27 protein-coding genes and 1 pseudogene are annotated in these 25,304 nt (G+C 61.0%); 16 read left to right on the top strand and 12 right to left on the bottom strand.

Features of this window, described 5'->3' with window-relative positions; translation table 11 throughout:
* Positions 1 to 94: 94 nt before the first annotated feature.
* On the bottom strand, positions 95 to 796 hold the full coding sequence (locus J3D60_RS28235) for an OmpA family protein (protein ID WP_141156935.1): 702 nt from the start codon (positions 794 to 796) through the stop codon (positions 95 to 97).
* A 191-nt stretch (positions 797 to 987) separates the two neighbouring features.
* Between J3D60_RS28235 and J3D60_RS28230 the strand changes: the two genes are divergently transcribed.
* Positions 988 to 1,485, top strand: coding sequence for a DUF6231 family protein (locus J3D60_RS28230; protein ID WP_065938795.1), 498 nt, complete (start codon positions 988 to 990; stop codon positions 1,483 to 1,485).
* Between the two features lie 29 nt (positions 1,486 to 1,514).
* On the opposite strand, the gene J3D60_RS28225 is transcribed toward J3D60_RS28230, so the two are convergent.
* Both J3D60_RS28225 and J3D60_RS28220 read right to left on the bottom strand, forming a co-directional pair.
* A complete protein-coding gene (locus J3D60_RS28225) occupies positions 1,515 to 1,916 on the bottom strand; it encodes a type II toxin-antitoxin system MqsA family antitoxin (RefSeq protein ID WP_253493522.1) in 402 nt (133 codons plus the stop codon).
* A gap of 2 nt (positions 1,917 to 1,918) precedes the next feature.
* A pseudogene (locus J3D60_RS28220) lies at positions 1,919 to 2,211 on the bottom strand (type II toxin-antitoxin system MqsR family toxin).
* Between the two features lie 277 nt (positions 2,212 to 2,488).
* On the opposite strand from J3D60_RS28220, the gene J3D60_RS28215 reads away from it, so the two are divergent.
* The 14 genes from J3D60_RS28215 to pdeM all read left to right on the top strand — a co-directional run bounded on the left by J3D60_RS28215 (position 2,489) and on the right by pdeM (position 17,603).
* Positions 2,489 to 2,959, top strand: a complete 471-nt coding sequence (locus J3D60_RS28215; protein ID WP_027604445.1) for a YchJ family protein — start codon at positions 2,489 to 2,491, stop codon at positions 2,957 to 2,959.
* Between the two features lie 19 nt (positions 2,960 to 2,978).
* The gene (locus tag J3D60_RS28210; protein ID WP_098480258.1) at positions 2,979 to 3,461 is read left to right on the top strand and encodes an LEA type 2 family protein; all 483 of its coding nucleotides are present in this window, start codon (positions 2,979 to 2,981) and stop codon (positions 3,459 to 3,461) included.
* The gene (locus tag J3D60_RS28205; protein WP_003189235.1) at positions 3,458 to 3,658 is read left to right on the top strand and encodes an SEC-C metal-binding domain-containing protein; all 201 of its coding nucleotides are present in this window, start codon (positions 3,458 to 3,460) and stop codon (positions 3,656 to 3,658) included. The genes J3D60_RS28210 and J3D60_RS28205 overlap by 4 nt, the downstream gene beginning before the upstream one ends.
* Before the next feature lie 175 nt (positions 3,659 to 3,833).
* Positions 3,834 to 4,478, top strand: coding sequence for a glutathione S-transferase N-terminal domain-containing protein (locus J3D60_RS28200; RefSeq protein WP_092487687.1), 645 nt, complete (start codon positions 3,834 to 3,836; stop codon positions 4,476 to 4,478).
* Between the two features lie 142 nt (positions 4,479 to 4,620).
* The gene (locus J3D60_RS28195; protein ID WP_253493521.1) at positions 4,621 to 7,062 is read left to right on the top strand and encodes a penicillin acylase family protein; all 2,442 of its coding nucleotides are present in this window, start codon (positions 4,621 to 4,623) and stop codon (positions 7,060 to 7,062) included.
* A gap of 306 nt (positions 7,063 to 7,368) precedes the next feature.
* Complete coding sequence (locus J3D60_RS28190; RefSeq protein WP_253493519.1) at positions 7,369 to 8,373, top strand: ligase-associated DNA damage response exonuclease; 1,005 nt, start codon at positions 7,369 to 7,371, stop codon at positions 8,371 to 8,373.
* The gene (locus J3D60_RS28185) at positions 8,370 to 10,004 is read left to right on the top strand and encodes an ATP-dependent DNA ligase (protein WP_253493517.1); all 1,635 of its coding nucleotides are present in this window, start codon (positions 8,370 to 8,372) and stop codon (positions 10,002 to 10,004) included. The genes J3D60_RS28190 and J3D60_RS28185 overlap by 4 nt, the downstream gene beginning before the upstream one ends.
* Before the next feature lie 232 nt (positions 10,005 to 10,236).
* On the top strand, positions 10,237 to 11,016 hold the full coding sequence (locus J3D60_RS28180) for a transporter substrate-binding domain-containing protein (protein ID WP_027604451.1): 780 nt from the start codon (positions 10,237 to 10,239) through the stop codon (positions 11,014 to 11,016).
* 57 nt (positions 11,017 to 11,073) lie between these two features.
* On the top strand, positions 11,074 to 11,802 hold the full coding sequence (locus J3D60_RS28175) for an ABC transporter permease (protein WP_027604452.1): 729 nt from the start codon (positions 11,074 to 11,076) through the stop codon (positions 11,800 to 11,802).
* Positions 11,799 to 12,509 carry an ABC transporter permease gene (locus tag J3D60_RS28170; RefSeq protein WP_027604453.1) on the top strand — a complete coding sequence of 237 codons (711 nt, stop codon included), beginning with the start codon at positions 11,799 to 11,801 and terminating at the stop codon, positions 12,507 to 12,509. Before J3D60_RS28175 ends, J3D60_RS28170 begins: the two co-directional genes overlap by 4 nt.
* 9 nt (positions 12,510 to 12,518) lie before the next feature.
* A complete protein-coding gene (locus tag J3D60_RS28165) occupies positions 12,519 to 13,637 on the top strand; it encodes a succinylglutamate desuccinylase/aspartoacylase family protein (protein ID WP_253493514.1) in 1,119 nt (372 codons plus the stop codon).
* A 13-nt stretch (positions 13,638 to 13,650) separates the two neighbouring features.
* Positions 13,651 to 14,415, top strand: a complete 765-nt coding sequence (locus tag J3D60_RS28160; RefSeq protein WP_016973168.1) for an ABC transporter ATP-binding protein — start codon at positions 13,651 to 13,653, stop codon at positions 14,413 to 14,415.
* Between the two features lie 57 nt (positions 14,416 to 14,472).
* Positions 14,473 to 16,953, top strand: a complete 2,481-nt coding sequence (locus tag J3D60_RS28155) for a ligase-associated DNA damage response DEXH box helicase (RefSeq protein ID WP_253493512.1) — start codon at positions 14,473 to 14,475, stop codon at positions 16,951 to 16,953.
* A complete protein-coding gene (gene pdeM / locus J3D60_RS28150) occupies positions 16,953 to 17,603 on the top strand; it encodes a ligase-associated DNA damage response endonuclease PdeM (RefSeq protein WP_098480263.1) in 651 nt (216 codons plus the stop codon). The genes J3D60_RS28155 and pdeM overlap by 1 nt, the downstream gene beginning before the upstream one ends.
* A 15-nt stretch (positions 17,604 to 17,618) precedes the next feature.
* On the opposite strand, the gene J3D60_RS28145 is transcribed toward pdeM, so the two are convergent.
* Positions 17,619 to 17,819, bottom strand: a complete 201-nt coding sequence (locus J3D60_RS28145; protein ID WP_027604457.1) for a hypothetical protein — start codon at positions 17,817 to 17,819, stop codon at positions 17,619 to 17,621.
* A 107-nt stretch (positions 17,820 to 17,926) separates the two neighbouring features.
* On the bottom strand, positions 17,927 to 18,493 hold the full coding sequence (gene dcd, locus J3D60_RS28140; protein ID WP_003172320.1) for a dCTP deaminase: 567 nt from the start codon (positions 18,491 to 18,493) through the stop codon (positions 17,927 to 17,929).
* A 389-nt stretch (positions 18,494 to 18,882) separates the two neighbouring features.
* Here dcd and J3D60_RS28135 point away from each other — a divergent pair, with 389 nt between their 5' ends.
* Positions 18,883 to 19,092: a cold-shock protein gene (locus J3D60_RS28135; RefSeq protein WP_002554837.1), complete on the top strand. Its 210-nt coding sequence runs from the start codon at positions 18,883 to 18,885 to the stop codon at positions 19,090 to 19,092.
* 207 nt (positions 19,093 to 19,299) lie between these two features.
* On the opposite strand, the gene rpoS is transcribed toward J3D60_RS28135, so the two are convergent.
* From rpoS to fghA, 7 genes are all read right to left on the bottom strand, one after another.
* Positions 19,300 to 20,304: an RNA polymerase sigma factor RpoS gene (gene rpoS / locus J3D60_RS28130; RefSeq protein ID WP_025855149.1), complete on the bottom strand. Its 1,005-nt coding sequence runs from the start codon at positions 20,302 to 20,304 to the stop codon at positions 19,300 to 19,302.
* A 105-nt stretch (positions 20,305 to 20,409) separates the two neighbouring features.
* On the bottom strand, positions 20,410 to 21,246 hold the full coding sequence (locus J3D60_RS28125; RefSeq protein ID WP_065938784.1) for a peptidoglycan DD-metalloendopeptidase family protein: 837 nt from the start codon (positions 21,244 to 21,246) through the stop codon (positions 20,410 to 20,412).
* 207 nt (positions 21,247 to 21,453) lie between these two features.
* Positions 21,454 to 22,089 (bottom strand): protein-L-isoaspartate(D-aspartate) O-methyltransferase, encoded by a 636-nt coding sequence (locus tag J3D60_RS28120; protein ID WP_169899534.1) that lies wholly within the window; start codon positions 22,087 to 22,089, stop codon positions 21,454 to 21,456.
* A gap of 41 nt (positions 22,090 to 22,130) precedes the next feature.
* Entirely contained in the window at positions 22,131 to 22,880 is a 750-nt protein-coding gene (gene surE, locus J3D60_RS28115; protein ID WP_027604459.1) for a 5'/3'-nucleotidase SurE, read from the bottom strand.
* The gene (gene truD / locus J3D60_RS28110) at positions 22,868 to 23,926 is read right to left on the bottom strand and encodes a tRNA pseudouridine(13) synthase TruD (RefSeq protein ID WP_253493511.1); all 1,059 of its coding nucleotides are present in this window, start codon (positions 23,924 to 23,926) and stop codon (positions 22,868 to 22,870) included. The genes surE and truD overlap by 13 nt, the downstream gene beginning before the upstream one ends.
* Positions 23,923 to 24,396, bottom strand: coding sequence for a 2-C-methyl-D-erythritol 2,4-cyclodiphosphate synthase (gene ispF / locus J3D60_RS28105; protein ID WP_012722614.1), 474 nt, complete (start codon positions 24,394 to 24,396; stop codon positions 23,923 to 23,925). The genes truD and ispF overlap by 4 nt, the downstream gene beginning before the upstream one ends.
* Positions 24,397 to 24,450: 54 nt before the next feature.
* A complete protein-coding gene (gene fghA / locus J3D60_RS28100; RefSeq protein ID WP_175539049.1) occupies positions 24,451 to 25,302 on the bottom strand; it encodes an S-formylglutathione hydrolase in 852 nt (283 codons plus the stop codon).
* Positions 25,303 to 25,304 lie beyond the last annotated feature (2 nt).

Below are 25,304 nucleotides of genomic sequence, written 5' to 3'. Positions count from 1 at the left end.
ATTTGCCAGTGAAGGTTCAAAAAACTTGAGCAGGGAGCGGTTCAAGCGAGGGTGGCCGGCAATGCCCCTGTGGATCCCACAGGGGCAAGGGCTGTCAGCGGTTGATCTGGATTTCAGTGCGGCGGTTCAGGGCGCGGCCTTCAGCGGTCTTGTTGTCGGCGACCGGATGGCTTTCGCCCGCCCCGGTGACAGACACAAAGGCACTGCGGGGCACCCCGGCGCCGATCAGGTAATCGGTGACCGAATGGGCACGTTTTTCCGAGAGTTTCTGGTTATAGGCGTCTTTACCGACGCTGTCGGTGTGACCACTGACCCGTAGCTGGGCGCTCGGGGCTTCCTGCTTCAGGCGCGTGGCAATGGTGTCGAGTTTGGTTTTATCCGCTGCCGTCAACTTGGCAGAGTCGAACTGGAAGTGCACATCGCGGATCACGATGGTTTCTTCCTTGACCACGACCACCTCCTCAACCACCGCCGCTGGCACTGGCGGTGCCGGTGGGCAACCATTGGCGTCGACCTGCACCCCTTTCGGGGTGCCCGGGCACTTGTCGCGGCTGTCCGGCACGCCATCGCCATCTTCGTCGCCATCGCCGTGCACCCAGCAATAGGCGCCGGCCATGCCGCCGACCAGCAACGCACCATAGCCTGCGTAGGCCGAGCTTTCAGTCGCACCGATCGCCGCACCGGTCACACCGCCGACAGCGGCGCAGGTAGGCCAATCGGTTTTTTGCAAGCCTGCGCAACCTGTCAATACTCCGGTTAGCAGAACCAAGGGTAGAGCTGTCCGCATGATGCTCATCTGACTTTCTCCTGAGGGGATCGGCGGGGGCCGATGGGTGGAGTAAAGACCGCTCTTTTCAACTGCGCCACTACGCCACGCCCCCGTATTCATTGGGGATCGCCGCCCACGCAGGACTTTTCGCAGCCACCCGCTCTAGGCCCGCACGCTCAGCCGCGCTAGTCTCTAGGGTTCTGATGTGAGGATCTCTGATGACCGCTGGTATTTCTGCCCGTACTCCCCAGCAAGCGCTGGCCGCCTTGCTCGATCTGCACCAGCCCAAACGCCTGTTGCTGTTGGGTGCCAGCCAGTTCCCGGCGCTGGACGCATTTAAAGCCGCACACCCGGAGACCCAGGTGTTTTGCGCCGACCCAGGACCATTGCCGCAAGCACTGGCGGCCCAGCGGTTTGACCTGGCGCTGGTGGTCGATTGCCTCGAGCACCTGTCAAAACCCCAGGGCCTGACCTTGCTCGGCGGCATCCGCAACCTCAACGCCAGCCGCATTGCGGTGCTGGTGGACCTGGGCGCCTGCGGCTGGAAGGAAACCGACTTCTTCTCCCTGGCCCTCCAGGCCGGCGAGCGTTTCCAGCGCGACGAGCAGGTGCTGACGCTGTTTACCTACGATCTGCTTGACTATAAACAGGTGCCGGACTGGCTCAACGCCCGTTTCTGGGCTAACCCGGAAAACTTCGGAAAGTATTGGTGGTAACCGGATGAGTACATCGATTCCAGGCGCCCCTACGCCGTTCGGACTTCGTTAAGTAACTCAGGGTGACGATCGAGCAACTTGAGAAGCTTTATGAGTGCCAGCGGAGGCTTGGTTTTTCCATTCTCATAGCGAGAAAAGGCGTTGACCCCGCCACCGAATATCTCGGCGGCTTCCCGCTGGTCCAACGAAAGTTTCTTACGCACCTTAGCGATGAAGCCAGGGTCTACCAAATCCGCATTGACCCGTTTTGAGAAGGCGCGCATCGCTTTCATGACACGATCCGACTCAACCAAATCCAGGATCGACTCGGAGCAGGACGGGCAGAACTCACCCGTCACATTCGCAACCACAGTGGTTTCACCTTTGTAGGAATAGGGTATGTCGCGGATGTCATGGACCAAGTCCGCAGCGCCGCAAACAGGGCATTTCATGTTCATAGCTCCTTGAAGGACACGATCAGTACGTCTTCGATAACCGTGAGTTTCAGATAGACCTTCCCCGCCTTCGTGTGTGGCCGGTACACGTCTTGCCATAGCGTGTGGTCGGCGTAGGTAGTCTTTTGTAAAAGTCCGTTGGTTTAAGGGCCAGTATCACGGCCAGCATCTCGGAGAGGTCGAGGTTAAGAGCATCCGCGCCGAGTCGTGCAGTATTCGTGGTACGCACCCTCCCAGATTTGATCAGGGCCTTGACGTTGGTCAACTTGCAGTGAGGCGCGTTCTTCTCCATGCAGAAATTAACCTAATGGGTTTTTATTTAGCAAGTAGGTTAATCCACCTGTTCTTGCAGTAGAGCCCAATGGAACCTCAAGCGGCTCTGCGCGAGCCAGCCAGGAAGTGTCTCAACGAATGAATGCTCGCTCGGCCGTCCCTCGCACCCGCTGGCCGTCGAGTTCCCCTGCGATCCTCTGTAGTATCGGGTCATAAGCTGTCAACGGCTGTGTCTGCGGTAATACCAAGGCTTAGCTATTGTTACGTCTAACAGAACGTGTATTGGTGGTAACCCGATGAGTACATCCATTTGCCCCTGCGGCAGTGGCAACCTGCTGGATGCCTGCTGCGGCCATTATCACGCCGGGCACCCGGCACCCTGCGCCAGCGCCCTGATGCGTTCACGCTACAGCGCCTATGTGCTGGGCCTGGTGGACTATCTGGTCGCCACCACTTTGCCCGCGCAACAGGCTGGCCTGGACCGTGAGGCCATCGGTGCCTGGAGCGCCCAGAGCACCTGGCTCGGCCTGGAGGTTGAAAGTTCCGAGGTGTTCGGCGGCCAGCCGGAACACGCCTTCGTGACCTTCACCGCACGCTGGCATGACAGCACCGGCGAACATAGCCACCGCGAGCAGTCTTCTTTCGTACAGAATGAAGGGCGCTGGTACTTCATCGACCCCACGGTGGAAGTAAAAACCGGACGCAACGATGCGTGCCTGTGCGGCAGTGGGCAAAAATTCAAGAAGTGTTGTTCCAGCTATCTCTAACTACCACAGGACTCACGCCATGCTTCGGATCTACAGCTTGATGCTGGCGTTAACCTTCGGCCTGACCGGTTGCGCCTCCTGGTTCGAAGACGATTCGCCCCCGCCCCACGTTTCCCTGGTGAAAGTCGAAGTGGTGCGGGCCAAGCTGCTGGAGCAGAAATTCAAGCTGTACTTTCGCGTGGATAACCGCGACGACTCGGACCTGACCGTGCGTGGGCTGATCTACAAGGTCACCCTGGATGACTTTGTGCTCACCGAAGGCGAGTCCAATGAATGGCTGACGGTACCGCCCAAGGGCCATGCATTTTTCAAGGTGTCGGTGCGCACCAACCTCTGGCCGCAGATACGCGACGTGGTGCAACTGCTGAAAAAACCCGACCAGCCTGTGCCGTATCGTCTGGAGGGTGAACTGAAAACCGGATTATTCATCGGTTATGACGTGCAGGTGAACCACAATGGCGAGATAATCCCCGGCGATTTTATTCCGGAGCGACATCGATGACTCAGCAACCCCATGTCCATGGTCCTGACTGCAACCACGATCATGATCACCATGATCACGACCACGGCCATGTCCACGGCCCGAACTGCGGCCACGCTCACCAGGAGCCGGTGCGCAACGCATTGAAGGACGTTGGCCGCAACGATCCTTGCCCGTGCGGCAGTGAGAAAAAATTCAAGAAGTGCCACGGCGCGTAAATCGCGCTGAGGGCCCACGTGTGTGTGAGGGAGTTCGCTCCCTTCCACAGCTGCATCGCATTCCAAATCGAAAGCGTCTAAGGGTAGACGCAAATGTTTGATTGAATTTCCACCCTCCCACCTTTACCTATACCTACAGGCATTCGCTCAAGCATCACCACTTTTGGAGAGCTTCATGATCGACCTGTATTACTGGACCACCCCCAACGGTCACAAAGTATCGCTGTTCCTGGAAGAAGCCGGTCTGCCCTACAACGTGCACCCGATCAACATCGGCCAGGGCGACCAGTTCAAGCCGGACTTCCTGAAGATTGCCCCCAACAACCGCATCCCGGCCATCGTCGATCAGAACCCGAGCGACGGCGGCGCGCCGATCTCGCTGTTTGAATCCGGCGCGATCCTGCTGTACCTCGCGGAAAAAACCGGTCAATTCATTCCAAAAGACCTGCGCGGTCGCCAGGAAGCGCTGCAATGGTTGTTCTGGCAAATGGGCGGGCTCGGGCCGATGGCGGGTCAGAACCATCATTTCAGCCAGTTCGCACCGGAGAAAATCCCCTACGCGATCAAGCGCTACGTAGATGAAACCGCCCGTCTATACGGTGTGCTGGACCGACGTCTGGCGGACCGTGCGTTCGTGGCGGGTGAGGACTACAGCATTGCCGATATGGCGATCTATCCGTGGATCGTTTCCCACAAGTGGCAGAGCCAGCGCCTGGAAGATTTCCCACACGTTCATCGCTGGTTCAATAGCATCAAGGAACGGCCAGCGACGGTTCGGGCGTATGAATTAGTCCAAAAGGTCAATCCGCCTAAATCCTGACCTGAAGTCGTGCGCGGTCAACAGGTGGGAGGGGCGGTGCGACTCAAGATCTAACGCTTTACCCAAACTCCTGCTTGCGTCGTTTCACCGCGCTCACTAACGTAGCGCCTTTACTGACGCTACCCCCCGCAGGAGCTTTGCCATGGCCTCGCCAGCCCTCTCACATTTTCTTCCCCGGTTCGGCGTTGCCGCGGCAGTGGCCAGTGCATTAAGCCTGGCCGGTTGCCAGCTCCAGAGCACCCAGGACACCCTGCCGCCAGTGGCCGGCGTGCAGCCGATCAAGGGCCTCGCACAGAATGTTTCGATACGCCGCAACGCCCAGGGCATGCCGCTGATCGAAAGCAACACTTTCCACGACGCGCTGTTCAGCCTCGGTTATGTACACGCCAGTGACCGTATCACCCAGATGGTCACCCTGCGCCTGCTGGCCCAGGGCCGCCTGGCTGAAATGTCCGGGCCTGAGGTGCTGGATGTGGACCGCTTCATGCGCGCGGTCAACCTGAAGAAAAGCGCCGGCGAGCTGTATAACGCCTCGTCGCCGCGCCTCAAGCGCTTCTTCGAAGTGTATGCCCGTGGCGTCAACGCCTACCTGTTCCGCTACCGCGACAAGCTGCCGCCGGACCTGGCCCAGACGGGCTACAAGCCTGAGTACTGGAAGCCGGAAGATTCGGCGCTGCTGTTCTGCCTGCTGAATTTCAGCGAGTCGGCCAACCTGCAGGAAGAGCTGGCGTCGTTGCTGCTGGCGCAAAAGGTCGGCGTGGACAAACTCGCCTGGCTGACACCGAGCGCGCCGGATGAGCCGATCCCCCTGGCCGAAGCCGAAAAACTCAAGGGCGTGAACCTCAGCCAGATCACCGGCCTGGCCGGGCTGGACACGGTCAGCCAGCAATTGAGCAGCCTCAACTCGCTGGCGGTTACCACGTCGAGCAACTGGGCCATCGGCCCGCAACGCAGTCGCAGCGGCAAGAGCCTGCTGGCAGGCGACCTCGCCGCCCAGCCGCAGGCGCCGTCACCGTGGAACTACGTGCAGATTCGCGCACCGAAATACCAGGCCGTCGGCGCCTCGATTGCCGGCCTGCCGACCCTGTTGTCCGGTTTCAACGGCAATGTGGCGTGGAGTATGAGCACGGTCAAGGGCGATACCCAGGACCTGTTCCTGGAGAAGGTCAAACGCCAGGGCAGCGCGTTGTACTACGAGAACAACGGAAAATGGCTGCCGGCAGCGGTGCGTAATGAAACCTTCTTCGTCAAGGGTCAACGCTCGATTCGCGAAGTGGTGTACGAAACCCGCCACGGCGCCTTGCTCAACAGCAGCCAGGCCCTGACCAGCGGTTTTGGCCTGGCCCTGCAAACCGCCGACTTCAAGGATGACAAGAGCCTCGACGCGTTCTTCGACCTGTCCCGCGCGCAAAACGCCGGCAAGGCCTCGGACGCGACCCGCAACATCCGCGCCATTGCCTTGAACATGGTCTTCGCCGACGCCGGCAGCATTGGCTGGCAGGTCACCGGCCGTTTCCCCAACCGCCGCGAAGGCGAAGGCCTGCTGCCCTCGCCCGGTTGGGATACGCGCTTTGACTGGGACGGTTACGCCGACGCGATGCTGCACCCCTATGACCAGGACCCGGCCCAAGGCTGGATCGGCACCGCCAACCAACGCACCGCGCCGCGCGGCTACGGCATGCAGTTATCCAACTCCTGGGATGCGCCGGAGCGCAGCGAGCGCCTGGCGCAACTGGCCAATGCAGGCAAGCACGACAGCCGCAGCATGATCGCCATGCAATACGACCAGACCACCACCTTCGCCGCCAAGCTCAAGACCATGTTCCAGGCGCCGGGCATGGCCCAGCCCTTGAAGCAGGCGATTGATGCGTTGCCAGCCCCCGAGCAGGCCAAGGCGCGGGAAGCACTGAAGCGCCTGATGGCCTTCGACGGTCGCCTGGTGTCGACGTCCGCCGACGCGGCGCTCTACGAACTGTTCCTGCAGGAAAGCACCCGGCAGATCTTCCTCGACGAACTGGGGCCGGAAAACAGTGCCAGCTGGAAAGCCTTTGTCAGCAACGCCAACCTGTCCTATGCCGCCCAGGCCGACCACCTGCTGGGCCGCGAAGACAGCCCGTTCTGGGACGACGTGCGCACCGCGCAGAAAGAAGACAAACCCGCCATCCTCGCCCGCAGCCTGGCCGCCGCGATCAGCGCTGGCGAGAGCCAACTGGGTGCTGACCACAAGGCCTGGCAGTGGGGCAAGCTGCACAGCACCACCTGGAAAAACACCAGCGGCCAAGTGATTCGCGGCCCGCTGGCGTCCGGTGGCGACCACAACACCTTGAACCCGGCGCCGTACAGCTGGGGCCAGGATTTCAACACCACCCAGGTGCCGGCGCTGCGCATGATCGTCGACTTCGGCCAGGTGGAGCCGATGATGGGCCAGGGTGGCATCGGCCAGTCCGGCAACCCGGCCAGCCCGAACTACGCCAATGGCATCGACCCGTCGCTCAAGGCGCAATACCTGAGCTTCCCGATGCAGCCGCAGAACTTCGAGAAGGTGTATGGGAAGGCCAGGTTGACCCTGACCCCAGGCAAGTGACCTGACTTACGCCTGGTAAAACCGGATTCAAATGTGGGAGGGGGCTTGCCCTAATGCCGGTCAGTTAAGCGTACATCGCCTCCTGTAGGAGCGAGCTTGCTCGCGAAAAACGTCAACGATAACGCGTGCTTCCTGAATGAACGCGGCGCCTGTGAGTTTTTCGCGAGCAAGCTCGCTCCTACAAAAAGCCATAACTGACTGGCATTAGGGCAAGCCCCCTCCCACATTTGGCCCACATGCATTCAGATAGAACTTCTGCGCTCGCCCCCGTCTCATACCTGATAAGCCCATCGCCCCGGTCACCCCATGGACCTTGTCATCGCCCGGCCCGAAGGCCTCTACTGCCCCGCCGGAGATTTCTACATCGATCCCTGGCGCCCCGTGGAACGCTCCGTCATCACCCACGCCCACGGCGACCACGCCCGCACGGGCAATCAACACTATTTGGCTGCCGCCCCTGGCGAAGGCATCCTGCGCTCGCGCCTGGGCCAGGACATCAACCTGCAAACCCTGGCCTATGGCGAAAAACTCGTCCACCACGGCGTGACCCTGAGTTTTCACCCCGCCGGGCATGTACTCGGCTCGGCCCAGGTGCGCCTCGAGTACCGGGGCGAAGTCTGGGTGGCGTCCGGCGATTACAAAGTGGAACCGGACGGCACCTGCGCGCCCTTCGAACCGGTGCGTTGCCATACCTTTATCACCGAATCCACCTTTGGCCTGCCGATCTACCGCTGGCAGCCCCAGGCGCAGATCTTCGCCGGGATCAACGATTGGTGGAGGAGCAATATTGCCGCCGGCAAAGCCAGTGTGTTGTTCTGTTATTCCTTCGGCAAAGCCCAACGCATCCTGCATGGCATCGACGCCAGCATCGGCCCGATCCTCAGCCATGGCGCGGTCGAGCCGCTGAACCGGGTTTACCGCGAGGCCGGCATTTATATCCCCGAGACCCTCTACGCCGGCGATTTCAAAAAGACCGACCCATTGCTGCGCCAGGCCCTGATCATCGCGCCGCCTTCCGCCGGTGGCAGCAGTTGGATCAAGCGCTTCGGCGACTACAGCGATGCCTTCGCCAGCGGCTGGATGCGCCTGCGCGGTACGCGACGGCGGCGCGGAGTGGACCGAGGCTTTGTGCTCTCGGATCATGCGGACTGGCCCGGGCTGCTGTGGGCGATCGAACAAACCGGCGCCGAACGGGTGATGGTCACCCACGGCTCCGTCGGGGTATTGGTACGCCACCTGCGGGAAAAAGGCCTGGATGCCCAGGGCTTCACCACCGAATACGGTGATGACGAAGAGGAGGCCACGGCATGAAAGCCTTCGCCGAGCTGTACGCCAACCTCGACGCCACCACCTCCAGCAATGCCAAGCTCGCGGCCCTGCAAGCCTACTTCCTGCAAGCGCCGCCTGAAGACGCTGCGTGGGCGGTGTATTTCCTGTCCGGCGGACGACCGCGACAATTGGTACCGACGCGTCTGCTGCGGGACATGGCCACCGAAGCATCCGGCATCGAGCCGTGGCTGTTTGAAGAAAGCTACCAATCGGTAGGCGACCTGGCCGAGACGATTTCCCTGCTCCTGCCGGAATCCACCTACACCTCCGAGGACGGCCTCGCCGTGTGGCTGGAAGAAAAACTCCTGCCGCTGCGTGGCCTGTCGCCCCTGGACCTGGCCGAACGGTTGCCAGCGTTATGGGCGCAACTGGACCAACCGAGCCTGATGGTGTGCATCAAGTTGATCACCGGCAGCTTTCGCGTCGGCGTGTCCAAATTGCTGGTCACCCGCGCACTCGCGGCCATGGCCGACCTCGACAGCAAGCGCGTCGCGCAGCGATTGGTGGGCTACACCGATTTATCCAACCGACCGACAGCCGAAGGCTACCTCAAGCTGATCGCCGCCGAATCATCCGACGAGCATGCGCAACGGGGCGGACAGCCTTATCCGTTTTTTCTTGCCCATGGGCTGGCGCAACCGGTGGAGCAATTCGACGCCTTGCTCGGTTCCCCCGCCCACTGGCAGGTGGAATGGAAGTGGGACGGCATTCGCGCGCAGATGGTCAAGCGCGAAGGCCGGCTGTGGATCTGGTCGCGGGGCGAAGAGCTGGTGACAGAGCGTTTCCCCGAACTGCACAGCCTGGTCAGTGGTTTGCCCGATGGCACGGTGATTGATGGCGAGATCGTGGTGTGGAAGGACTCGGTACAACCCTTTGCCCTTTTGCAGCAGCGCATTGGTCGCAAGACCCTGAGCAAAAAAGTGCTCGACGATGCCCCGGTTGCGCTCCTCGCCTATGACCTGCTGGAACATCAGGGCGACGACTGGCGCAACCACCCCCAGGCCGAACGTCGCGCCCAACTGGAACAGGTAATTGCCCAGTGCAACCAACCCGTGTTGCAGCCCTCGCCCCTGCTGACGGGCGCCACATGGCAGGACCTCGCACAGCAACGCGAAGCCTCTCGCAGCCTCGGCGTGGAGGGCATGATGCTCAAGGCTCGCGACGGCCTGTACGGCGTGGGCCGCACCAAGGACATGGGCCTGTGGTGGAAGTGGAAAGTCGACCCCTTCAGTGTCGATGCGGTGTTGATCTACGCCCAACGCGGCCACGGCCGGCGCGCCAGCCTGTACAGCGACTACACCTTCGCCGTGTGGGATGGCCCGCCCGGCAGCGAACGTACGCTGGTGCCCTTCGCCAAGGCCTATTCGGGGCTGACCGATGAGGAAATGCGCAAGGTCGACGCCATCGTGCGCAAGACCACCGTGGAGAAGTTCGGCCCGGTCAGCAGCGTGACGCCCAGCATGGTGTTCGAGCTGGGGTTTGAAGGCATTGCCCTGTCCAAGCGGCACAAGAGCGGGATTGCGGTGCGCTTTCCGCGGATGTTGCGTTGGCGCCAGGACAAGGCAGTGGATGAGGCGGATAACCTTGCCACCCTGCAGGACTTACTGGCCTGACCCAGAACACCGCCCCTCCACAATGGATCTCCAAATGTTCCGAAATAGTGCGCTTGATTTTCAATGCCCATTTTCGGGCATCTCCTACACTCATGACTCCCTTGTCCCACCTTTTAAAACGCTCATTCGGAACTATGGTGCAGAAATTGCTACTCGTGATCCGTCTGACACCGTTCAGTAACAGTCCTAAAACGCGCCACAAGCGCTTATCTTGGTTTCCAGGGATTAAATAATGAAAAAAGCATTGCTGACCCTTTCTGCACTGGCTCTGTGCATGGCCGCCGGTACCGCGCTGGCCAAGGAATACAAGGAACTGCGTTTTGGTGTCGATCCGTCCTACGCGCCGTTCGAATCCAAGGCGGCCGATGGCAGCCTCGTGGGCTTCGATATCGACCTGGGCAATGCGATCTGCGCCGAACTGAAAGTGAAGTGCAAGTGGGTCGAAAGTGACTTTGACGGCATGATTCCAGGCCTCAAAGCCAACAAGTTCGACGGAGTGATTTCGTCCATGACCGTGACCCCGGTGCGCGAGAAGGCCATCGATTTCTCCAGCGAGCTGTTCTCCGGCCCGACCTCGCTGGTGTTCAAGAAAGGCGCGGGGTACTCGACCCCAGAGTCCCTCAAGGGCAAATCCGTGGGCTACGAGCAAGGCACCATCCAGGAAGCCTACGCCAAGGCGGTACTGGATAAAGCCGGCGTGACCACCAAGGCCTACGCCAACCAGGACCAGGTTTACGCCGACCTGACCTCCGGTCGTCTCGACGCTTCCGTGCAGGACATGCTGCAAGCCGAACTGGGCTTCTTGAAGTCACCGGCCGGTGCCGGCTATGAAGTCAGCGCCGCCATCGATGACCCATTGCTGCCATCGAAAACCGCCATCGGTATCAAAAAAGGTAACACTGAACTGAAGGCCCTTTTGGATAAAGGTATCAAAGCGTTACACGATGATGGCACCTACGCCACCATCCAGAAGAAACACTTTGGCGATCTGAACCTGTACAGCGGCAAATAATGCCTGGGGCGCCCCTTCTCTCAAGGGGCGCTTTTTTATCGCCATAGGTCCTGATTTATGTTCGAAGAACTGTTGCAAACCCTCGGGCTGAGCGCACTCAGCCTGAAGGGTTTCGGCCCGTTGTTGCTGCAAGGCACCTGGATGACCATCAAGTTGTCGGTGCTGTCCCTGATCGTCAGCGTATTGCTGGGCCTGCTCGGCGCCAGCGCCAAACTTTCCAGCCTGCCCTTCCTGCGCATCCCCGCCCAGCTCTACACCACCCTGATTCGCGGTGTACCCGACCTGGTGCTGATGCTGCTGATTTTCTACAGCCTGCAAACCTGGCTCACCGGCCTGACCGACTTCATGGAATGGGAATACATCGAGATCGACCCATTCAGCGCCGGGGTGATTACCCTGGGCTTTATCTACGGTGCTTATTTCACCGAGACGTTTCGCGGCGCGATCCTCGCCGTGCCCCGTGGCCAGCTCGAAGCCGCCACGGCCTATGGCCTCAAGCGCGGGCAACGCTTTCGCTACGTGACCTTCCCGCAGATGATGCGCTTTGCCCTGCCGGGTATCGGCAACAATTGGATGGTGATGCTCAAGGCCACGGCCCTGGTGTCGATCATCGGCCTGGCGGACCTGGTCAAGGCCGCCCAGGATGCCGGCAAAAGCACCTACCAACTGTTCTACTTCCTGGTACTCGCCGCGCTGATCTACCTGTTGATCACCAGCGCGTCCAACTTCGTCCTGCGTCGTCTTGAACGTCGCTACTCCGCAGGCTCACGGGAGGCGGTGCGATGATCGAACTCTTGCAGGAATACTGGCGCCCCTTCCTCTATAGCGACGGCCAGCACATCACCGGCCTGGCCATGACCCTGTGGCTGCTCAGCGCCGCCCTGGTCATCGGCTTTGTGGTGTCGATCCCGCTGTCCATCGCCCGTGTATCGCGCAACCCGCTGGTACGCTGGCCGGTGCAGTTCTACACCTACCTGTTCCGTGGCACGCCGCTCTATATCCAGTTGCTGATCTGCTACACCGGCATCTACAGCATCGCCGCCGTACGTGAACAGCCGCTGCTGGATGCGTTCTTTCGCGATGCGATGAACTGCACGATCCTGGCCTTCGCCCTCAACACCTGTGCCTACACCACGGAGATTTTCGCCGGGGCCATCCGCAGCATGGCCCACGGCGAAGTCGAGGCGGCCAAGGCCTACGGTTTAAGCGGCTGGAAGCTGTACGCCTACGTCATCATGCCTTCGGCGTTGCGCCGCTCGTTGCCCTACTACAGCAACGAAGTGATCTTGATGCTGCACTCGACCACGGTAGCGTTTACCGCGACGATCCCGGACATCCTCAAGGTGGCGCGGGACGCCAACTCGGCCACGTTCATGACGTTCCAATCATTCGGTATCGCCGCGCTGATCTACCTGACCGTGACCTTTGCCCTGGTCGGTCTGTTCCGTCTGGCGGAGCGCCGTTGGCTGGCGTTTCTCGGGCCCAGCCATTAAGGAGCCTTCATGCGTCATCAGGTACACGATCTGATCGCGCCGGTGCCAGGCACGGCGCGGCAGATTCACAGTTTCCACTTCGGCCCCGAACACGCCGAGGGCAAGGTCTATATCCAGTCATCGCTGCATGCCGATGAACTGCCGGGCATGCTGGTGGCCTGGCACCTGAAAGTGCGCCTGGCCGAGTTGGCGGCAGCCGGGCGGTTACTGAGCGAGATCGTGCTGGTGCCCATCGCCAATCCGGCAGGCCTGGAGCAGGTGTTGATGGACACCCCGCTGGGCCGCTACGAGTTGGAAAGCGGACAGAACTTCAATCGCCTGTTTGTCGACCTCAGCGAAGAAGTGGGCGACCAGGTCGAAGCGTTGCTCGGGGATGATCCCCGGCACAACGTCGAGCTGATCCGTGCCACGTTGAGCACCGCCCTCGCCGGGCAAACCGCCGCGACCCAATTGCACGCCCAGCGGCTGGTGCTGCAACGCCTGGCCTGCGATGCCGACATGGTGCTGGACCTGCATTGCGACTTCGAAGCCGTGGCGCACCTCTACACCACGCCCGAAGCCTGGCCGCTGGTGGAACCGCTGGCACGCTATATCGGCTCCGAGGCCAACTTGCTGGCCACAGACTCCGGCGGACAATCCTTCGATGAGTGTTTCACCCTGGTGTGGTGGCAGTTGCAGCAACGCTTTGGCGCGCGCTTCCCGATCCCCATGGGCAGCTTTTCGGTGACCGTCGAACTGCGTGGCCAGGGCGACGTCAACCATGGGTTGGCCGCCCTCGACTGCCAGGCAATCATCGACTACCTGATTCACTTCGGCGCGATTGCCGGCGACGCCGCACCGCTGCCCGAACTGCCCTACCCCGCCACGCCGCTGGCGGGCGTCGAACCCGTGGCAACGCCGGTGGGCGGCCTGCTGGTGTTCAGCGCCCTGCCCGGTGAATACCTGGAAGCCGGGCAACTGATCGCCGAAATCATCGACCCCATTACCGACCGCGTAACGCCCGTGCACTGCCAGAAGGCCGGCCTGCTTTACGCCCGTTCGCTGCGCCGCATGGCCACTGCCGGGATGGTCATCGGCCATGTCGCAGGCACCGAGGCCTACCGCAGCGGCTATCTACTTTCGCCTTGAGGATGCACGCCCCATGTACAAATTGACCGTTGAAGGCCTGCATAAAAGCTATGGCGACAATGAGGTGCTCAAAGGCGTCTCGCTCAAGGCCAGGACCGGTGATGTGATCAGCCTGATCGGCGCCAGCGGCTCGGGCAAAAGCACCTTTTTGCGTTGCATCAACTTCCTGGAAACCCCCAACGACGGCGCCATGACCCTCGACGGCCAGCCGATCCGCATGGTCAGCGACCGCCACGGCATGCGCGTGGCCGACGATGCCGAACTGCAGCGCCTGCGCACGCGACTGGCGATGGTGTTCCAGCATTTCAACCTGTGGAGCCATATGAGCGTGCTGGAAAACATCACCATGGCCCCGCGCCGGGTGCTGGGTTGCAGCAAAAAGGACGCCGAAGACCGCGCCCGTCGCTACCTGGACAAGGTGGGTTTACCGGCACGGGTGGCGGACCAATACCCGGCGTTCCTGTCCGGTGGCCAGCAACAACGGGTGGCCATCGCTCGCGCCCTGGCCATGGAGCCGGAAGTGATGCTGTTCGACGAACCCACCTCGGCCCTCGACCCGGAGCTGGTGGGTGAAGTGTTGAAGGTGATCCAGGGCCTGGCCGAGGAAGGCCGCACCATGATCATGGTGACCCACGAAATGAGCTTTGCGCGCAAGGTATCCAGCCAGGTGCTGTTCCTGCACAAGGGCCTGGTGGAAGAGCAAGGCGCGCCGGAGGATGTGCTGGGCAATCCGAAGAGCGAGCGCCTGCAACAGTTCCTGAGCGGCAATTTGAAGTAAACCTTTGCGACGCCTGGAGGGTCTGTGGAATAGACCCTCCAGAGCGTTCGCGGCCCCATGGCAAAACCCCTCGACTTCGCCAAAACGTGGTTTGCCGCCAAAGGCTGGAAGCCGTTCGCTTTCCAGAAAGACGTATGGACGGCGGTCAAGGACGGCCGCTCGGGCTTGCTGCACGCCAGCACCGGCGCCGGCAAAACCTACGCCCTGTGGTTTGCCGCCCTCAACCGTTTCGCGATCACCCGGCCGCCTCCCACCGGTAAACGCAAACCGCTGGCTGAGCCACTGACCGTGCTGTGGATCACGCCCATGCGTGCGTTGGCCGCCGACACCGCACGCGCCCTCGAAGCGCCGCTCGAGGCCTTGCAGATTCCCTGGAGCGTCGGCCTGCGCACCGGCGATACCAGCAGCAGCGAGCGTGCCCGGCAAACCCGACGCCAGCCCACCGCCCTGGTCACCACCCCGGAAAGCCTGACCCTGATGCTCGCCCGCGCCGACAGCGAAACGAGCCTGGCGCACCTGCGCATGGTGGTGGTGGATGAATGGCATGAGCTGATCGGCAACAAACGCGGCGTGCAGTTGCAGCTGGCGTTGGCGCGGCTGCGGCGTTGGCATCCCGAACTGATGGTGTGGGGCATTTCGGCCACCCTCGGTAACCAGTCCCACGCCCTGGAAGTGCTGGTCCCACAAGGGGACGGGATTAATGTGCAGGGACAAACGGCCAAGCAGTTGCACGTCGACACCTTGCTGCCGCCCATCGCCGAGCGGTTTCCGTGGGCTGGGCATATCGGCTTGAAGATGCTGCCGCAGGTGGTGGCCGAGGTCGACGCCAGCAGCAGTTGCCTGGTGTTTACCAACACGCGGGCGCAGTCGGAAATCTGGTATCAGGCGCTGCTCGATGCACGCCCGGATTGGGCCGGGGTGATTGCCCTGCACCATGGTTCGCTGGCCCGCGAGACCCGCGACTGGGTGGAGCGGGCGTTGAAAGACGGTCAGCTCAAGGCGGTGGTGTGCACATCCAGCCTGGACCTGGGGGTGGATTTTTTGCCGGTGGAGCGCGTGCTGCAAATCGGCTCGGCCAAAGGCGTGGCGCGCCTGATGCAACGCGCCGGGCGCTCCGGCCATGCACCCGGACGGCCGTCGCGGGTGACCCTGGTGCCGACCCACAGCCTGGAACTGGTGGAAGCCGCTGCGGCCCAGGACGCCATTGCAGCGCGGCGCATCGAAACCCGCGAATCGCCCCACAAGCCGTTGGATGTGCTCGTACAACATTTGGTGAGCATGGCCCTCGGCGGTGGCTTTACGCCGCAGGCGCTGCTGGCGGAGGTCCGTGGCGCTTGGGCCTATCGTGACCTCAGCGAGGCCGATTGGGCCTGGGCCCTGGGTTTTGTACGGCATGGCGGCTTATCGCTGACCGCTTACCCGGATTACCGCCGCGTTGAGCCGGACGAGCACGGCATCTGGCGCGTCCCGGATGCCCGGCTTGCGCGCCGCCATCGCATGAGCGTGGGCACCATTGTCAGTGACGCCAGCATCCAGCTGAAATTCTGGAGCAAAGGCGGCGGTGGCAAGAACCTGGGCAGTGTCGAGGAAGGTTTTATCGCACGCCTCAAGCCGGGTGATGGTTTCCTGTTTGCCGGTCGCCTGCTGGAACTGGTGCGGGTGGAAAACATGACCGCCTATGTGCGCCGCAGCAGCGCCAAAAAAGCTGCCGTACCCCGCTGGAATGGCGGGCGCATGCCCCTTTCCAACGAGCTGGCCCAAGCCGTGGTGGAGCGCTTCGATGCGGCCGCGCACGGGGTCTACGAGGGGCCGGAAATGCGGGCTGTGCAAACCCTGCTGCAGACACAGTTGCGCTGGTCCGGCTTGCCGACACGCGAACACTTGCTGGCTGAAGCCTTGAAATCGCGGGAGGGCTGGCACCTGTTCCTCTACCCGTTTGCCGGCCGCCAGGTGCACCTGGGGCTGGCGAGTCTGCTGGCCTGGCGGATCAGCCAGCAGCAGCCTGTGACCTTCTCGATTGCCGTCAACGATTATGGTTTGGAGTTGCTCAGCGCCACCGAGGTGGATTGGCCACGCTTGCTGAATGGGGCGCTGCTGAGCCCGAAGCAGTTGCTGGCAGACGTAGCAGCCAGCCTGAACGCCGGGGAACTCGCCCTGCGCCGCTTTCGCGAGATTGCGCGTATCGCCGGGCTGGTGTTTGCCGGTTACCCCGGCGCGCCGAAAAGCACGCGGCAGGTGCAGGCATCCAGCGGGTTGTTCTTTGAAGTGTTCAAGCAATATGACCCGCAAAACCTGTTGCTGGCCCAGGCGGGGGAAGAAGTCCTGCGCGACGAATTGGATATTCGTCGGTTGGAAGAGACCTTGCTTCGCCTCTCGGCGCTGACACTGGACGTGCATAGGATCGAACGTCCTACGCCCCTGGCCTTCCCACTGCTGGTAGAACGGATGCGCGAAAGCATGAGTTCGGAAAAACTCTCGGAGCGCATTGCGCGGATGGTCAAGGACTTGGAAAAAGTCGCCGATAACGGCAAACGCTGATGGTGTGCTCAGTGACGCTGGAGGGCGAAGAGCTGTGGCTGTTGGCGGATAAGGCGCTCTACTGGCCCGCGCGCCAGTGCCTGCTGATCGCCGATGCACACTTTGGCAAGGCATCGGCCTATCGCAGCCTGGGCCAGCCGGTACCGCAAGGCACCACCACCGAGAACCTGCAGCGCCTGGATCGGCTGTTGGCGGCTGTGCCGTGCGCCCAGGTGATCTTTCTCGGCGATTTCCTCCACGGGCCCGGCTCCCACGCCAGCGGCACCCTCAGCGCCTTGAGAGCCTGGCGAGCACGTCATTGCGACCTGTCGATGACCTTGATTCGCGGTAATCACGATAAACGCGCAGGCGACCCACCGGCTGACTTGAACATCGAAGTGGTCCCGGAGCCCCTATTGATGGGCCCTTTCGCCCTGCAACACGAACCGCACGCCCATGCCAGCCACCATGTGCTGGCGGGGCATGTGCACCCGGTCTATCGCTTGCGCGGCAAGGGCCGGCAGAGCCTGCGCCTGCCGTGTTTCCAATTCGGCACACGCGTCAGCCTGCTGCCGGCGTTTGGGGCGTTTACCGGGGGGCATACGGTGGAGCAGGACAATGACCGCCGAATCTTTGTCATCGGCGATCACCAGGTGTGGCAGGTTCGCTGACCGGCCTTGCGGGTATCAGGCGACCGGTGCGGGAGGCGGCTCGTCCGGAAGGGTCGGCTCACCGGGCTCGGTGGGCTGCTGTGGCCAATCTTCATCGGGTTGGCCGGGGATGCCGCCTGCATAGGCGGGATCAGCCATCAGGGACCAGGCCAGAACGCCAATCTGGTTGGGTTCAAGCCGGGCAAGTTCTGCGCTGATTCGCGGGTCAATCTTCATAAGGCACTCCTCAAGCGTGGCTCGGTGCGTTTTGCACGCACCGAGGCAGTACACCCAATAGAGTCACTTTCTGCGGACTAATTCCCTTTACGCGTAGGACCTTTCGATCAAGCGCGTGGCAGGGTGACGCCACGCTGGCCCTGGTACTTGCCGGCGCGGTCTTTGTAGGACACTTCACAGGCCTCGTCAGACTGCAGGAACAGCATCTGCGCCACGCCTTCATTGGCGTAGATCTTCGCCGGCAGAGTGGTGGTGTTGGAGAACTCCAGGGTCACGTGGCCTTCCCACTCAGGCTCAAGTGGGGTCACGTTGACGATAATGCCGCAGCGCGCGTAGGTGCTTTTACCCAGGCAGATGGTCAGCACGTCGCGGGGAATACGGAAGAATTCCACGGTGCGTGCCAGGGCAAAGGAGTTCGGCGGGATAATGCACACGTCGCTTTTCACATCGACGAAGCTCTTTTCGTCGAAGTTCTTCGGATCGACGATCGCCGAGTTGATGTTGGTGAACACCTTGAACTCGTCGGCGCAGCGCACATCGTAGCCGTAGCTGGAAACGCCGTACGAGATCACACGGTCATCGCCTTCGCCACGAATCTGGCGCTCGACGAACGGTTCGATCATGCCGTGCTCTTGCGCCATGCGGCGAATCCACTTGTCCGATTTGATGCTCATGGCGGGTGTCCTGAATAGCGAGGTGGAAAAATTCTGTGGGGCATCTTACCGGGGCCGGCGTTGGGGTTCAAAGGGCGTCGGGCTTTTCTTGATGAACGCACCGGCTGCCATAAGGCGCAGCCAGCGGGGCCGGGACCCGCGTTGCCGCAACCGGTGTGTGTAAATACCACCGCCAGTCACGAAAATAGAGAAACCTTCGGAAATACCATTGGCACGTTCCGGAAAAAGGGTTAAGGTGGCGCCACTGTGCTGCTTGTGTCACTGAGAATCTCTACACGATATGTTGAATTTCGATCCAACCATCTCCAAGAATTTTTCCTGCTCTTTGCACTCAGTCTCGGCCAGGGCTTTTCCTGAGTCGCAGTTAACTTTGTCCAAGGAGATACACCATGTCTAATCGCCAAACTGGTACCGTTAAGTGGTTCAACGATGAAAAAGGCTTCGGCTTCATCACTCCACAATCCGGTGACGACCTGTTCGTTCACTTCAAAGCTATCCAATCCGACGGCTTCAAAAGCCTGAAAGAAGGCCAACAGGTTTCTTTCATCGCTACCCGCGGTCAGAAAGGCATGCAAGCTGAAGAAGTTCAAGTTATCTAACTTGTACTGACTCAGTCGAAAAGACCCCGCCCTTAAAAGCGGGGTTTTTTTATGCCTGGGATTTGGCATACATGAATAAATGTCGTGCGCAAAAAATGTGGGAGGGGGCTTGCCCCCGATGGCGGTTTAGCAGTCGATACTTGCATTGACTGACAGACCACTATCGGGGCAAGCCCCCTCCCACATTCAAGCACTCAAGCGGCGTCGTTATTGAAACAACGACTCACTCGACAAGCCATTCTTCTCCAGGATCTCGCGCAAGCGCTTGAGCCCTTCCACCTGGATCTGCCGCACCCGCTCACGGGTCAGGCCAATCTCCAGGCCTACGTCCTCCAGCGTGCTGCTCTCATGGCCACGCAGGCCGAAGCGGCGTATCACCACCTCACGCTGCTTGTCCGTGAGCTCCGACAGCCACTGGTCAATGCTTTGGGAAAGATCATCGTCCTGCAGCAACTCGCAGGGATCCGTAGGACGATCATCCGTCAGGGTGTCCAGCAGGGTTTTATCCGAATCCGGACCCAGCGAGACGTCGACCGAAGACACACGCTCGTTAAGACCCAGCATGCGCTTGACCTCTCCTACCGGTTTTTCCAGCAGGTTGGCGATTTCTTCGGGCGAGGGTTCATGATCGAGTTTTTGAGTGAGCTCACGTGCCGCCCGCAGGTAGACGTTGAGCTCCTTGACCACATGGATCGGCAACCGGATCGTGCGGGTCTGATTCATGATCGCCCGTTCGATGGTCTGGCGAATCCACCAGGTGGCATAGGTCGAGAAGCGGAAGCCCCGCTCAGGATCGAACTTCTCCACCGCCCGGATCAAGCCCAGGTTGCCCTCCTCGATCAGGTCCAACAAGGACAGTCCACGATTGACGTAGCGTCGGGCGATTTTCACCACCAGGCGCAGGTTGCTTTCAATCATGCGCTTGCGCCCAGCCGGATCACCCTTTTGCGACAAGCGCGCAAAATGGACTTCTTCTTCGGGAGTCAGCAGAGGGGAAAAGCCGATTTCATTGAGGTACAGCTGGGTTGCATCGAGCGCCCGCGTGTAATCAATGTATTTGTGTTGCTTTAACGCGGTGGAGTTCTTGGATTTGGTGCGAACTGAAGGTACAGCAGGTCCCTCATTCGACATCGATTCCGTAGCGATGCCGGTCTCCATAAGGAGAACCTCATCGTCGATGTCAAACTCCGGCGCTTCTTTACTGAGAGCCATTGTTATAGTCCTTTGGTGAGTTCGACCTCAAGCTCAAGCGACGCCTTTATCCTTGGCAACGCTGGAGCCTGTTCCTTCTACGTGAGGAACAGGCTGTGCAACATATCAACGACGGGGTAGGAATTGCAGTGGATCTACAGGCTTCCCTTGACGGCGAATCTCAAAGTGCAGTTTCACCCGGTCTGTACCAGTTGATCCCATTTCGGCAATTGTCTGTCCGACTTTGACCTGCTGCCCCTCCCGAACCAACAGCCTACGGTTGTGGCCGTAAGCACTGACGTAGGTATCGCTGTGTTTGATGATGACCAGCTCGCCGTAGCCCCGCAAACCACTCCCGGCGTACACCACCGTCCCATCAGACGCAGCTAAAACAGGCTGTCCCAAATCCCCGGCAATATCAATGCCTTTATTCAAACTGCCGTTTGAAGAGAATTTTCCAATTAACACTCCATTTGAGGGCCATCCCCAACCGGTCGGCGCAGGCCCTGCGGGGGGCAACGGCGCGGGTGCCGGCTTGTTCGCAGCACTCGGCGAAGCGGTACCCGCAGGCCGGGTAATGATGGTGGTTTTGCTCGAAGACGACGGCGAAGATCCGGTGTTTGTCACAACTGCCGTAGGGGTAGAACCGGTGCGACCGTCAAAGCGAATCGTCTGACCCGGATGTATCGTGTAGGGCACAGGAATATTGTTACGGGCTGCGAGGGCCTTGTAGTCCCAGCCATAACGGAAGGCAATCGAGAACAAGGTGTCGCCCTTGCGCACGACATATTGCCCGGTGGTCACCGTCGGCTTTTGTGGTGCAGCGTTATTGCGGTCAACGACCCGTGCACCGCTGCTTGGCGAGCTGGAACACCCTACCAGAAGGGAACCAAAGACAAGGCCAAGCACCAGTCGCTGAAAACTTGTTTTACTCATACGCTGCGCAAGACCTGTGAGACTCACCCGCCGCTCCCTTTGTGGTGGCTGAACATGAATGCCTGTATCAGGCTTGAAATATGACGCAAGTATAACTGGGCATTGAAGTTTTACCGTCACGCGACTGAAACGAATCATTCAGCGCGTTGAATCGCCCCGCCTATCATGTTGACTTGATAGACCCCGCCGTAAGACACATCCTCACCAACAGAATTCACTGCCCGCGAAAAATGATCAGGCCAGCGGGCCATTGAGCAACGGCACGAAACGCACGGCGCCGAGTACATGCCGGGAAAAACCGTCGTCTTCACGGACAATAAGCATCAATTGTTGCACTTCACCGGAACCCACCGGAATGACCAGCCGCCCACCCGGGGCCAGTTGATCGAGCAGCGCCTGCGGCACATCGGTGGCCACGGCAGTGACGATAATCCCGTTGTAGGGCGCCAGCGCCGGCCAACCTTCCCAACCATCGCCCCAGCGGAATACCACGTTGCGCAGGTTCAGCTCCACCAGGCGTTCCTTGGCGCGATCCTGCAGCACCTTGATGCGCTCCACCGAGAACACCCGCTCCACCAGTTGCGACAACACCGCCGTCTGGTAGCCGGAACCGGTGCCAATCTCCAGCACCTTGTCCAACGGCCCCGCCGCCAGCAGCAGCTCGCTCATGCGCGCAACCATATAAGGCTGGGAGATGGTCTGGTTATGGCCGATGGGCAATGCCGTGTCTTCGTAGGCACGATGGGCCAAGGCTTCATCGACAAAGAGGTGCCGAGGCGTACGCCGGATCACTTCCAACACCTGGGCGTTGGAAAGCCCCTCTTCGTACAGGCGCTGGATCAAACGCTCACGGGTGCGCTGGGAGGTCATCCCGATGCCCCGGCGCAGCAGGTCGTCTTGTTCACGAGCCATCAGCGCAGCCCCTCCAGCCAGCCATCGAGACTACTGAAGGCATCACTGAAGGTGCGATCAAGTTGCAACGGGGTAATCGACACATAGCCTTGCATCACCGCGTGAAAGTCCGTGCCTGGGCCACCGTCTTCGGCATCGCCCGCTGCCGCGATCCAGTAGCCTTCCTTGCCACGCGGGTCGACGACCTTCAACGGCGCTGCCGCGCGGGCGCGATGGCCCAGGCGCGTAAGCTGGATACCGCGAATGTGGTCGAGGGGCAAATTGGGAATGTTGACGTTGAGCACCGTGCGCGGCGGCAGGTCCAGGGCGCCATGGGCCTCCACCAGCTTGCGCGCGAAATAGGCCGCGGTGGGCAGGTTGTCCAGTTGACGCGATGCCAACGAAAACGCAAACGAGGTGCGGCCGAGGAAGCGTCCTTCAAGCGCCGCCGCCACCGTGCCGGAATACAGCACGTCGTCGCCCAGGTTGGCGCCGAGGTTGATGCCTGACACCACCAGGTCCGGCTCCTGGTCCAACAAACTGTTGATCGCCAGGTGCACGCAGTCGGTGGGGGTGCCGTTCACACTGATAAAGCCATTGGCCAGAACCTGCGGGTGCAGCGGACGGTCGAGCGTCAGCGAACTGCTGGCGCCGCTCTTGTCCTGGTCGGGGGCAACCACCACGCACTCGGCGTAATCCTGCAGCGCAGCATAGAGCGCGGCAAGGCCGGGTGCGGTGGCACCATCATCGTTTGATATCAGAATACGCATGGGCTGTCCGTCTGCCCCACCGGCACCAGATCAACAAGCTCGCGCACCAAGACAGTGGCGAAGCATCCGGCCGGCAGGACGAATTCCAATTGCAGAATGTCAGGCCCGGGATAATGCCACGTCAACCCGCCAATGGGCAGCCGCAGAATGCGACGTTCCTGGCTCATGCCGGCACTCACCAGCCAATCACGCAGGTCGGCTTCACCGGCGGCAACCGCCTGCTCCAACTCAAACGTGGCACCTGTCGCCGGAGAATCACCCTCGCCCCACTGCGGGCCGGTGGGGTGCAGGTCCAGGATCGCCAGGCGCGGGTCGCTGCACTCAGCCTCCCCCGCCGGAAAAAAGCTGCGGCTGTCGGTAAACGCCAGCAGATCACCCACTTGCGCGCGCTGCCAGGAACCGTCGGCGACACGTGCCGCCAATATTTTGTTGAAAAGGAAGCTACGCGCGGTGGACAACAACCGCGAACGCACATTGCGTTGCTCCGGCAAGGCCTTGCGCGCGGCCCATTCGCGGGCGTCGACGACATTGCCACCGTTGTGGCCAAAACGCTGGGTGCCGAAATAGTTGGGGATGCCGTGCTGGGCAATCAATTGCAGTCGCGCGTCGATGGCGGCGGTATCACCGGCCAATTGGGTCAGGCGCAAGGTAAAGCCGTTGGCCGAATGCGCGCCGCGCTGCAGCTTGCGCTTGTGGCGGGCGGTTTTCAGAATCCTGAGGGTGTCGTTTTCCGCACCGCTCATGTCCGGATCGGCCTTGCCCGGCAGTTGAACGCTGAACCACTGGCGGGTCAACGCCTGGCGGTCCTTGAGCCCGGCATAGCTGACAGTGCGCAACGGTACGCCAGCCGCCTTGGCGATACGCCGCGCGGCTTCCTCAGTATTGAGCCCGCGCTTCTCAACCCACAACCACAGGTGCTCGCCTTCGCCGGTGAGCGGAATATCGAGTACTTCGTCGACCTGGAAATCTTCAGCCGTGGCCTTCAGGACCGCGCTGCCCAGGGCCTCGCCATAGGCACGCGGGCCCAGCAGTTGCAGGTCGTTCATGCGCGCAGCAACAAGGCGACGGAGTGCACCGCGATGCCCTCTTCACGACCGGTGAACCCGAGCTTTTCGGTGGTGGTGGCTTTCACGTTGACTTGATCCAATTCAATTTGCAGGTCTGCGGCAATCAGTGCGCGCATGGATTCGATATGCGGGGCCATTTTCGGCGCCTGGGCCACGATGGTGTTATCGACATTGCCGACCTTCCAGCCCTTGGCATGGATCAGGCCGACCACATGGCGCAGCAGGACACGGCTGTCCGCGCCCTTGAAGGTGGGATCGGTATCCGGAAAGTGCTTGCCGATATCGCCCAGCGCCGCCGCGCCGAGCAAGGCATCGCTCAAGGCATGCAGGACAACGTCGCCGTCGGAATGAGCCAGCAACCCATGGTGGTGTGCAATGCGCACGCCGCCCAGGGTGATGAAATCGCCTTCAGCGAAACGGTGCACATCGTAGCCGTGGCCAATACGCATAAAAAAACGCCCCGATTTAATTCAGGGCGTGATTCTACCTACTTTTGCCTCACATTAACCGAGCAAAGCACGACCATGATGTCGCAAATGGTCTTCGATGAAGCTGGCGATAAAGAAGTAGCTGTGGTCGTAGCCGGGCTGCAGGCGCAGTTCCAGTGGATGGCTGGCCGCCCTGGCCGCTTGCTGCAAGGCTTCGGGCTTGAGTTGCACGGCAAGGAAATCGTCGCGGTCGCCCTGGTCCACCAGCAACGGCAGCTTTTCCGAGGCTTCGCCGATCAGCACACAGGCATCCCATTCACGCCATTTGGCGCGCTCTTCACCCAGGTAACGGGAGAAGGCTTTCTGGCCCCACGGACAATCCATCGGATTATTGATCGGCGAAAACGCCGACACCGACAGGTAGCGCCCGGGGTTACGCAAGGCACACACCAACGCACCGTGGCCGCCCATGGAGTGGCCGCTGATACCGCGTTTGTCCGAAGCCGGGAAATGCGCCTCGACCAATGCCGGCAACTCCTGCACCACGTAGTCATGCATCCGATAGTGCTTGGCCCACGGTTCCTGCGTGGCATTCAGGTAAAACCCTGCGCCCAGGCCGAAATCCCAGGCATTGTCCGGGTCGCCCGGTACACCTGGCCCACGCGGGCTGGTGTCCGGCGCCACGATGATCAACCCCAGTTCCGCCGCCATGCGCTGGGCACCGGCTTTCTGCATGAAGTTCTCATCGGTGCAGGTCAGGCCGGACAGCCAGTACAGCACCGGCAACTTGCCGCCCTGCTCCGCTTGCGGCGGCAGGTAGACGGCGAAGGTCATGTCGCAGCCGAGCACATCGGAGTGATGCTTGTAGCGTTTATGCCAGCCGCCGAAGCTCTTCTGGCACGACAGGTTTTCCAGGCTCATGGGCAACC

Source organism: Pseudomonas sp. S3E17 (assembly GCF_024168685.1).
Classification (GTDB): domain Bacteria; phylum Pseudomonadota; class Gammaproteobacteria; order Pseudomonadales; family Pseudomonadaceae; genus Aquipseudomonas; species Aquipseudomonas marginalis.
The sequence above is the reverse complement of the archived record's forward strand: the minus strand, read 5'-3'. Positions and strand labels throughout refer to the sequence as shown.

What these genes read in the sequence shown, in the direction of transcription:
- J3D60_RS28165 (WP_253493514.1), top strand. Translation starts at nt 12,519, where the DNA reads ATGCGTCATCAGGTACACGATCTGATCGCGCCGGTGCCAGGCACGGCG.
- J3D60_RS28215 (WP_027604445.1), top strand. Translation starts at nt 2,489, where the DNA reads ATGAGTACATCCATTTGCCCCTGCGGCAGTGGCAACCTGCTGGATGCC.
- J3D60_RS28120 (WP_169899534.1), bottom strand. Translation starts at nt 22,089, where the DNA reads ATGACCTCCCAGCGCACCCGTGAGCGTTTGATCCAGCGCCTGTACGAA.
- J3D60_RS28155 (WP_253493512.1), top strand. Translation starts at nt 14,473, where the DNA reads ATGGCAAAACCCCTCGACTTCGCCAAAACGTGGTTTGCCGCCAAAGGC.
- J3D60_RS28175 (WP_027604452.1), top strand. Translation starts at nt 11,074, where the DNA reads ATGTTCGAAGAACTGTTGCAAACCCTCGGGCTGAGCGCACTCAGCCTG.
- J3D60_RS28205 (WP_003189235.1), top strand. Translation starts at nt 3,458, where the DNA reads ATGACTCAGCAACCCCATGTCCATGGTCCTGACTGCAACCACGATCAT.
- J3D60_RS28180 (WP_027604451.1), top strand. Translation starts at nt 10,237, where the DNA reads ATGAAAAAAGCATTGCTGACCCTTTCTGCACTGGCTCTGTGCATGGCC.
- truD (WP_253493511.1), bottom strand. Translation starts at nt 23,926, where the DNA reads ATGAACGACCTGCAACTGCTGGGCCCGCGTGCCTATGGCGAGGCCCTG.
- dcd (WP_003172320.1), bottom strand. Translation starts at nt 18,493, where the DNA reads ATGAGCATCAAATCGGACAAGTGGATTCGCCGCATGGCGCAAGAGCAC.
- J3D60_RS28170 (WP_027604453.1), top strand. Translation starts at nt 11,799, where the DNA reads ATGATCGAACTCTTGCAGGAATACTGGCGCCCCTTCCTCTATAGCGAC.
- pdeM (WP_098480263.1), top strand. Translation starts at nt 16,953, where the DNA reads ATGGTGTGCTCAGTGACGCTGGAGGGCGAAGAGCTGTGGCTGTTGGCG.
- J3D60_RS28210 (WP_098480258.1), top strand. Translation starts at nt 2,979, where the DNA reads ATGCTTCGGATCTACAGCTTGATGCTGGCGTTAACCTTCGGCCTGACC.
- J3D60_RS28200 (WP_092487687.1), top strand. Translation starts at nt 3,834, where the DNA reads ATGATCGACCTGTATTACTGGACCACCCCCAACGGTCACAAAGTATCG.
- J3D60_RS28185 (WP_253493517.1), top strand. Translation starts at nt 8,370, where the DNA reads ATGAAAGCCTTCGCCGAGCTGTACGCCAACCTCGACGCCACCACCTCC.
- J3D60_RS28235 (WP_141156935.1), bottom strand. Translation starts at nt 796, where the DNA reads ATGAGCATCATGCGGACAGCTCTACCCTTGGTTCTGCTAACCGGAGTA.
- J3D60_RS28230 (WP_065938795.1), top strand. Translation starts at nt 988, where the DNA reads ATGACCGCTGGTATTTCTGCCCGTACTCCCCAGCAAGCGCTGGCCGCC.
- rpoS (WP_025855149.1), bottom strand. Translation starts at nt 20,304, where the DNA reads ATGGCTCTCAGTAAAGAAGCGCCGGAGTTTGACATCGACGATGAGGTT.
- J3D60_RS28225 (WP_253493522.1), bottom strand. Translation starts at nt 1,916, where the DNA reads ATGAAATGCCCTGTTTGCGGCGCTGCGGACTTGGTCCATGACATCCGC.
- J3D60_RS28160 (WP_016973168.1), top strand. Translation starts at nt 13,651, where the DNA reads ATGTACAAATTGACCGTTGAAGGCCTGCATAAAAGCTATGGCGACAAT.
- ispF (WP_012722614.1), bottom strand. Translation starts at nt 24,396, where the DNA reads ATGCGTATTGGCCACGGCTACGATGTGCACCGTTTCGCTGAAGGCGAT.
- J3D60_RS28195 (WP_253493521.1), top strand. Translation starts at nt 4,621, where the DNA reads ATGGCCTCGCCAGCCCTCTCACATTTTCTTCCCCGGTTCGGCGTTGCC.
- J3D60_RS28190 (WP_253493519.1), top strand. Translation starts at nt 7,369, where the DNA reads ATGGACCTTGTCATCGCCCGGCCCGAAGGCCTCTACTGCCCCGCCGGA.
- J3D60_RS28145 (WP_027604457.1), bottom strand. Translation starts at nt 17,819, where the DNA reads ATGAAGATTGACCCGCGAATCAGCGCAGAACTTGCCCGGCTTGAACCC.
- surE (WP_027604459.1), bottom strand. Translation starts at nt 22,880, where the DNA reads ATGCGTATTCTGATATCAAACGATGATGGTGCCACCGCACCCGGCCTT.
- J3D60_RS28135 (WP_002554837.1), top strand. Translation starts at nt 18,883, where the DNA reads ATGTCTAATCGCCAAACTGGTACCGTTAAGTGGTTCAACGATGAAAAA.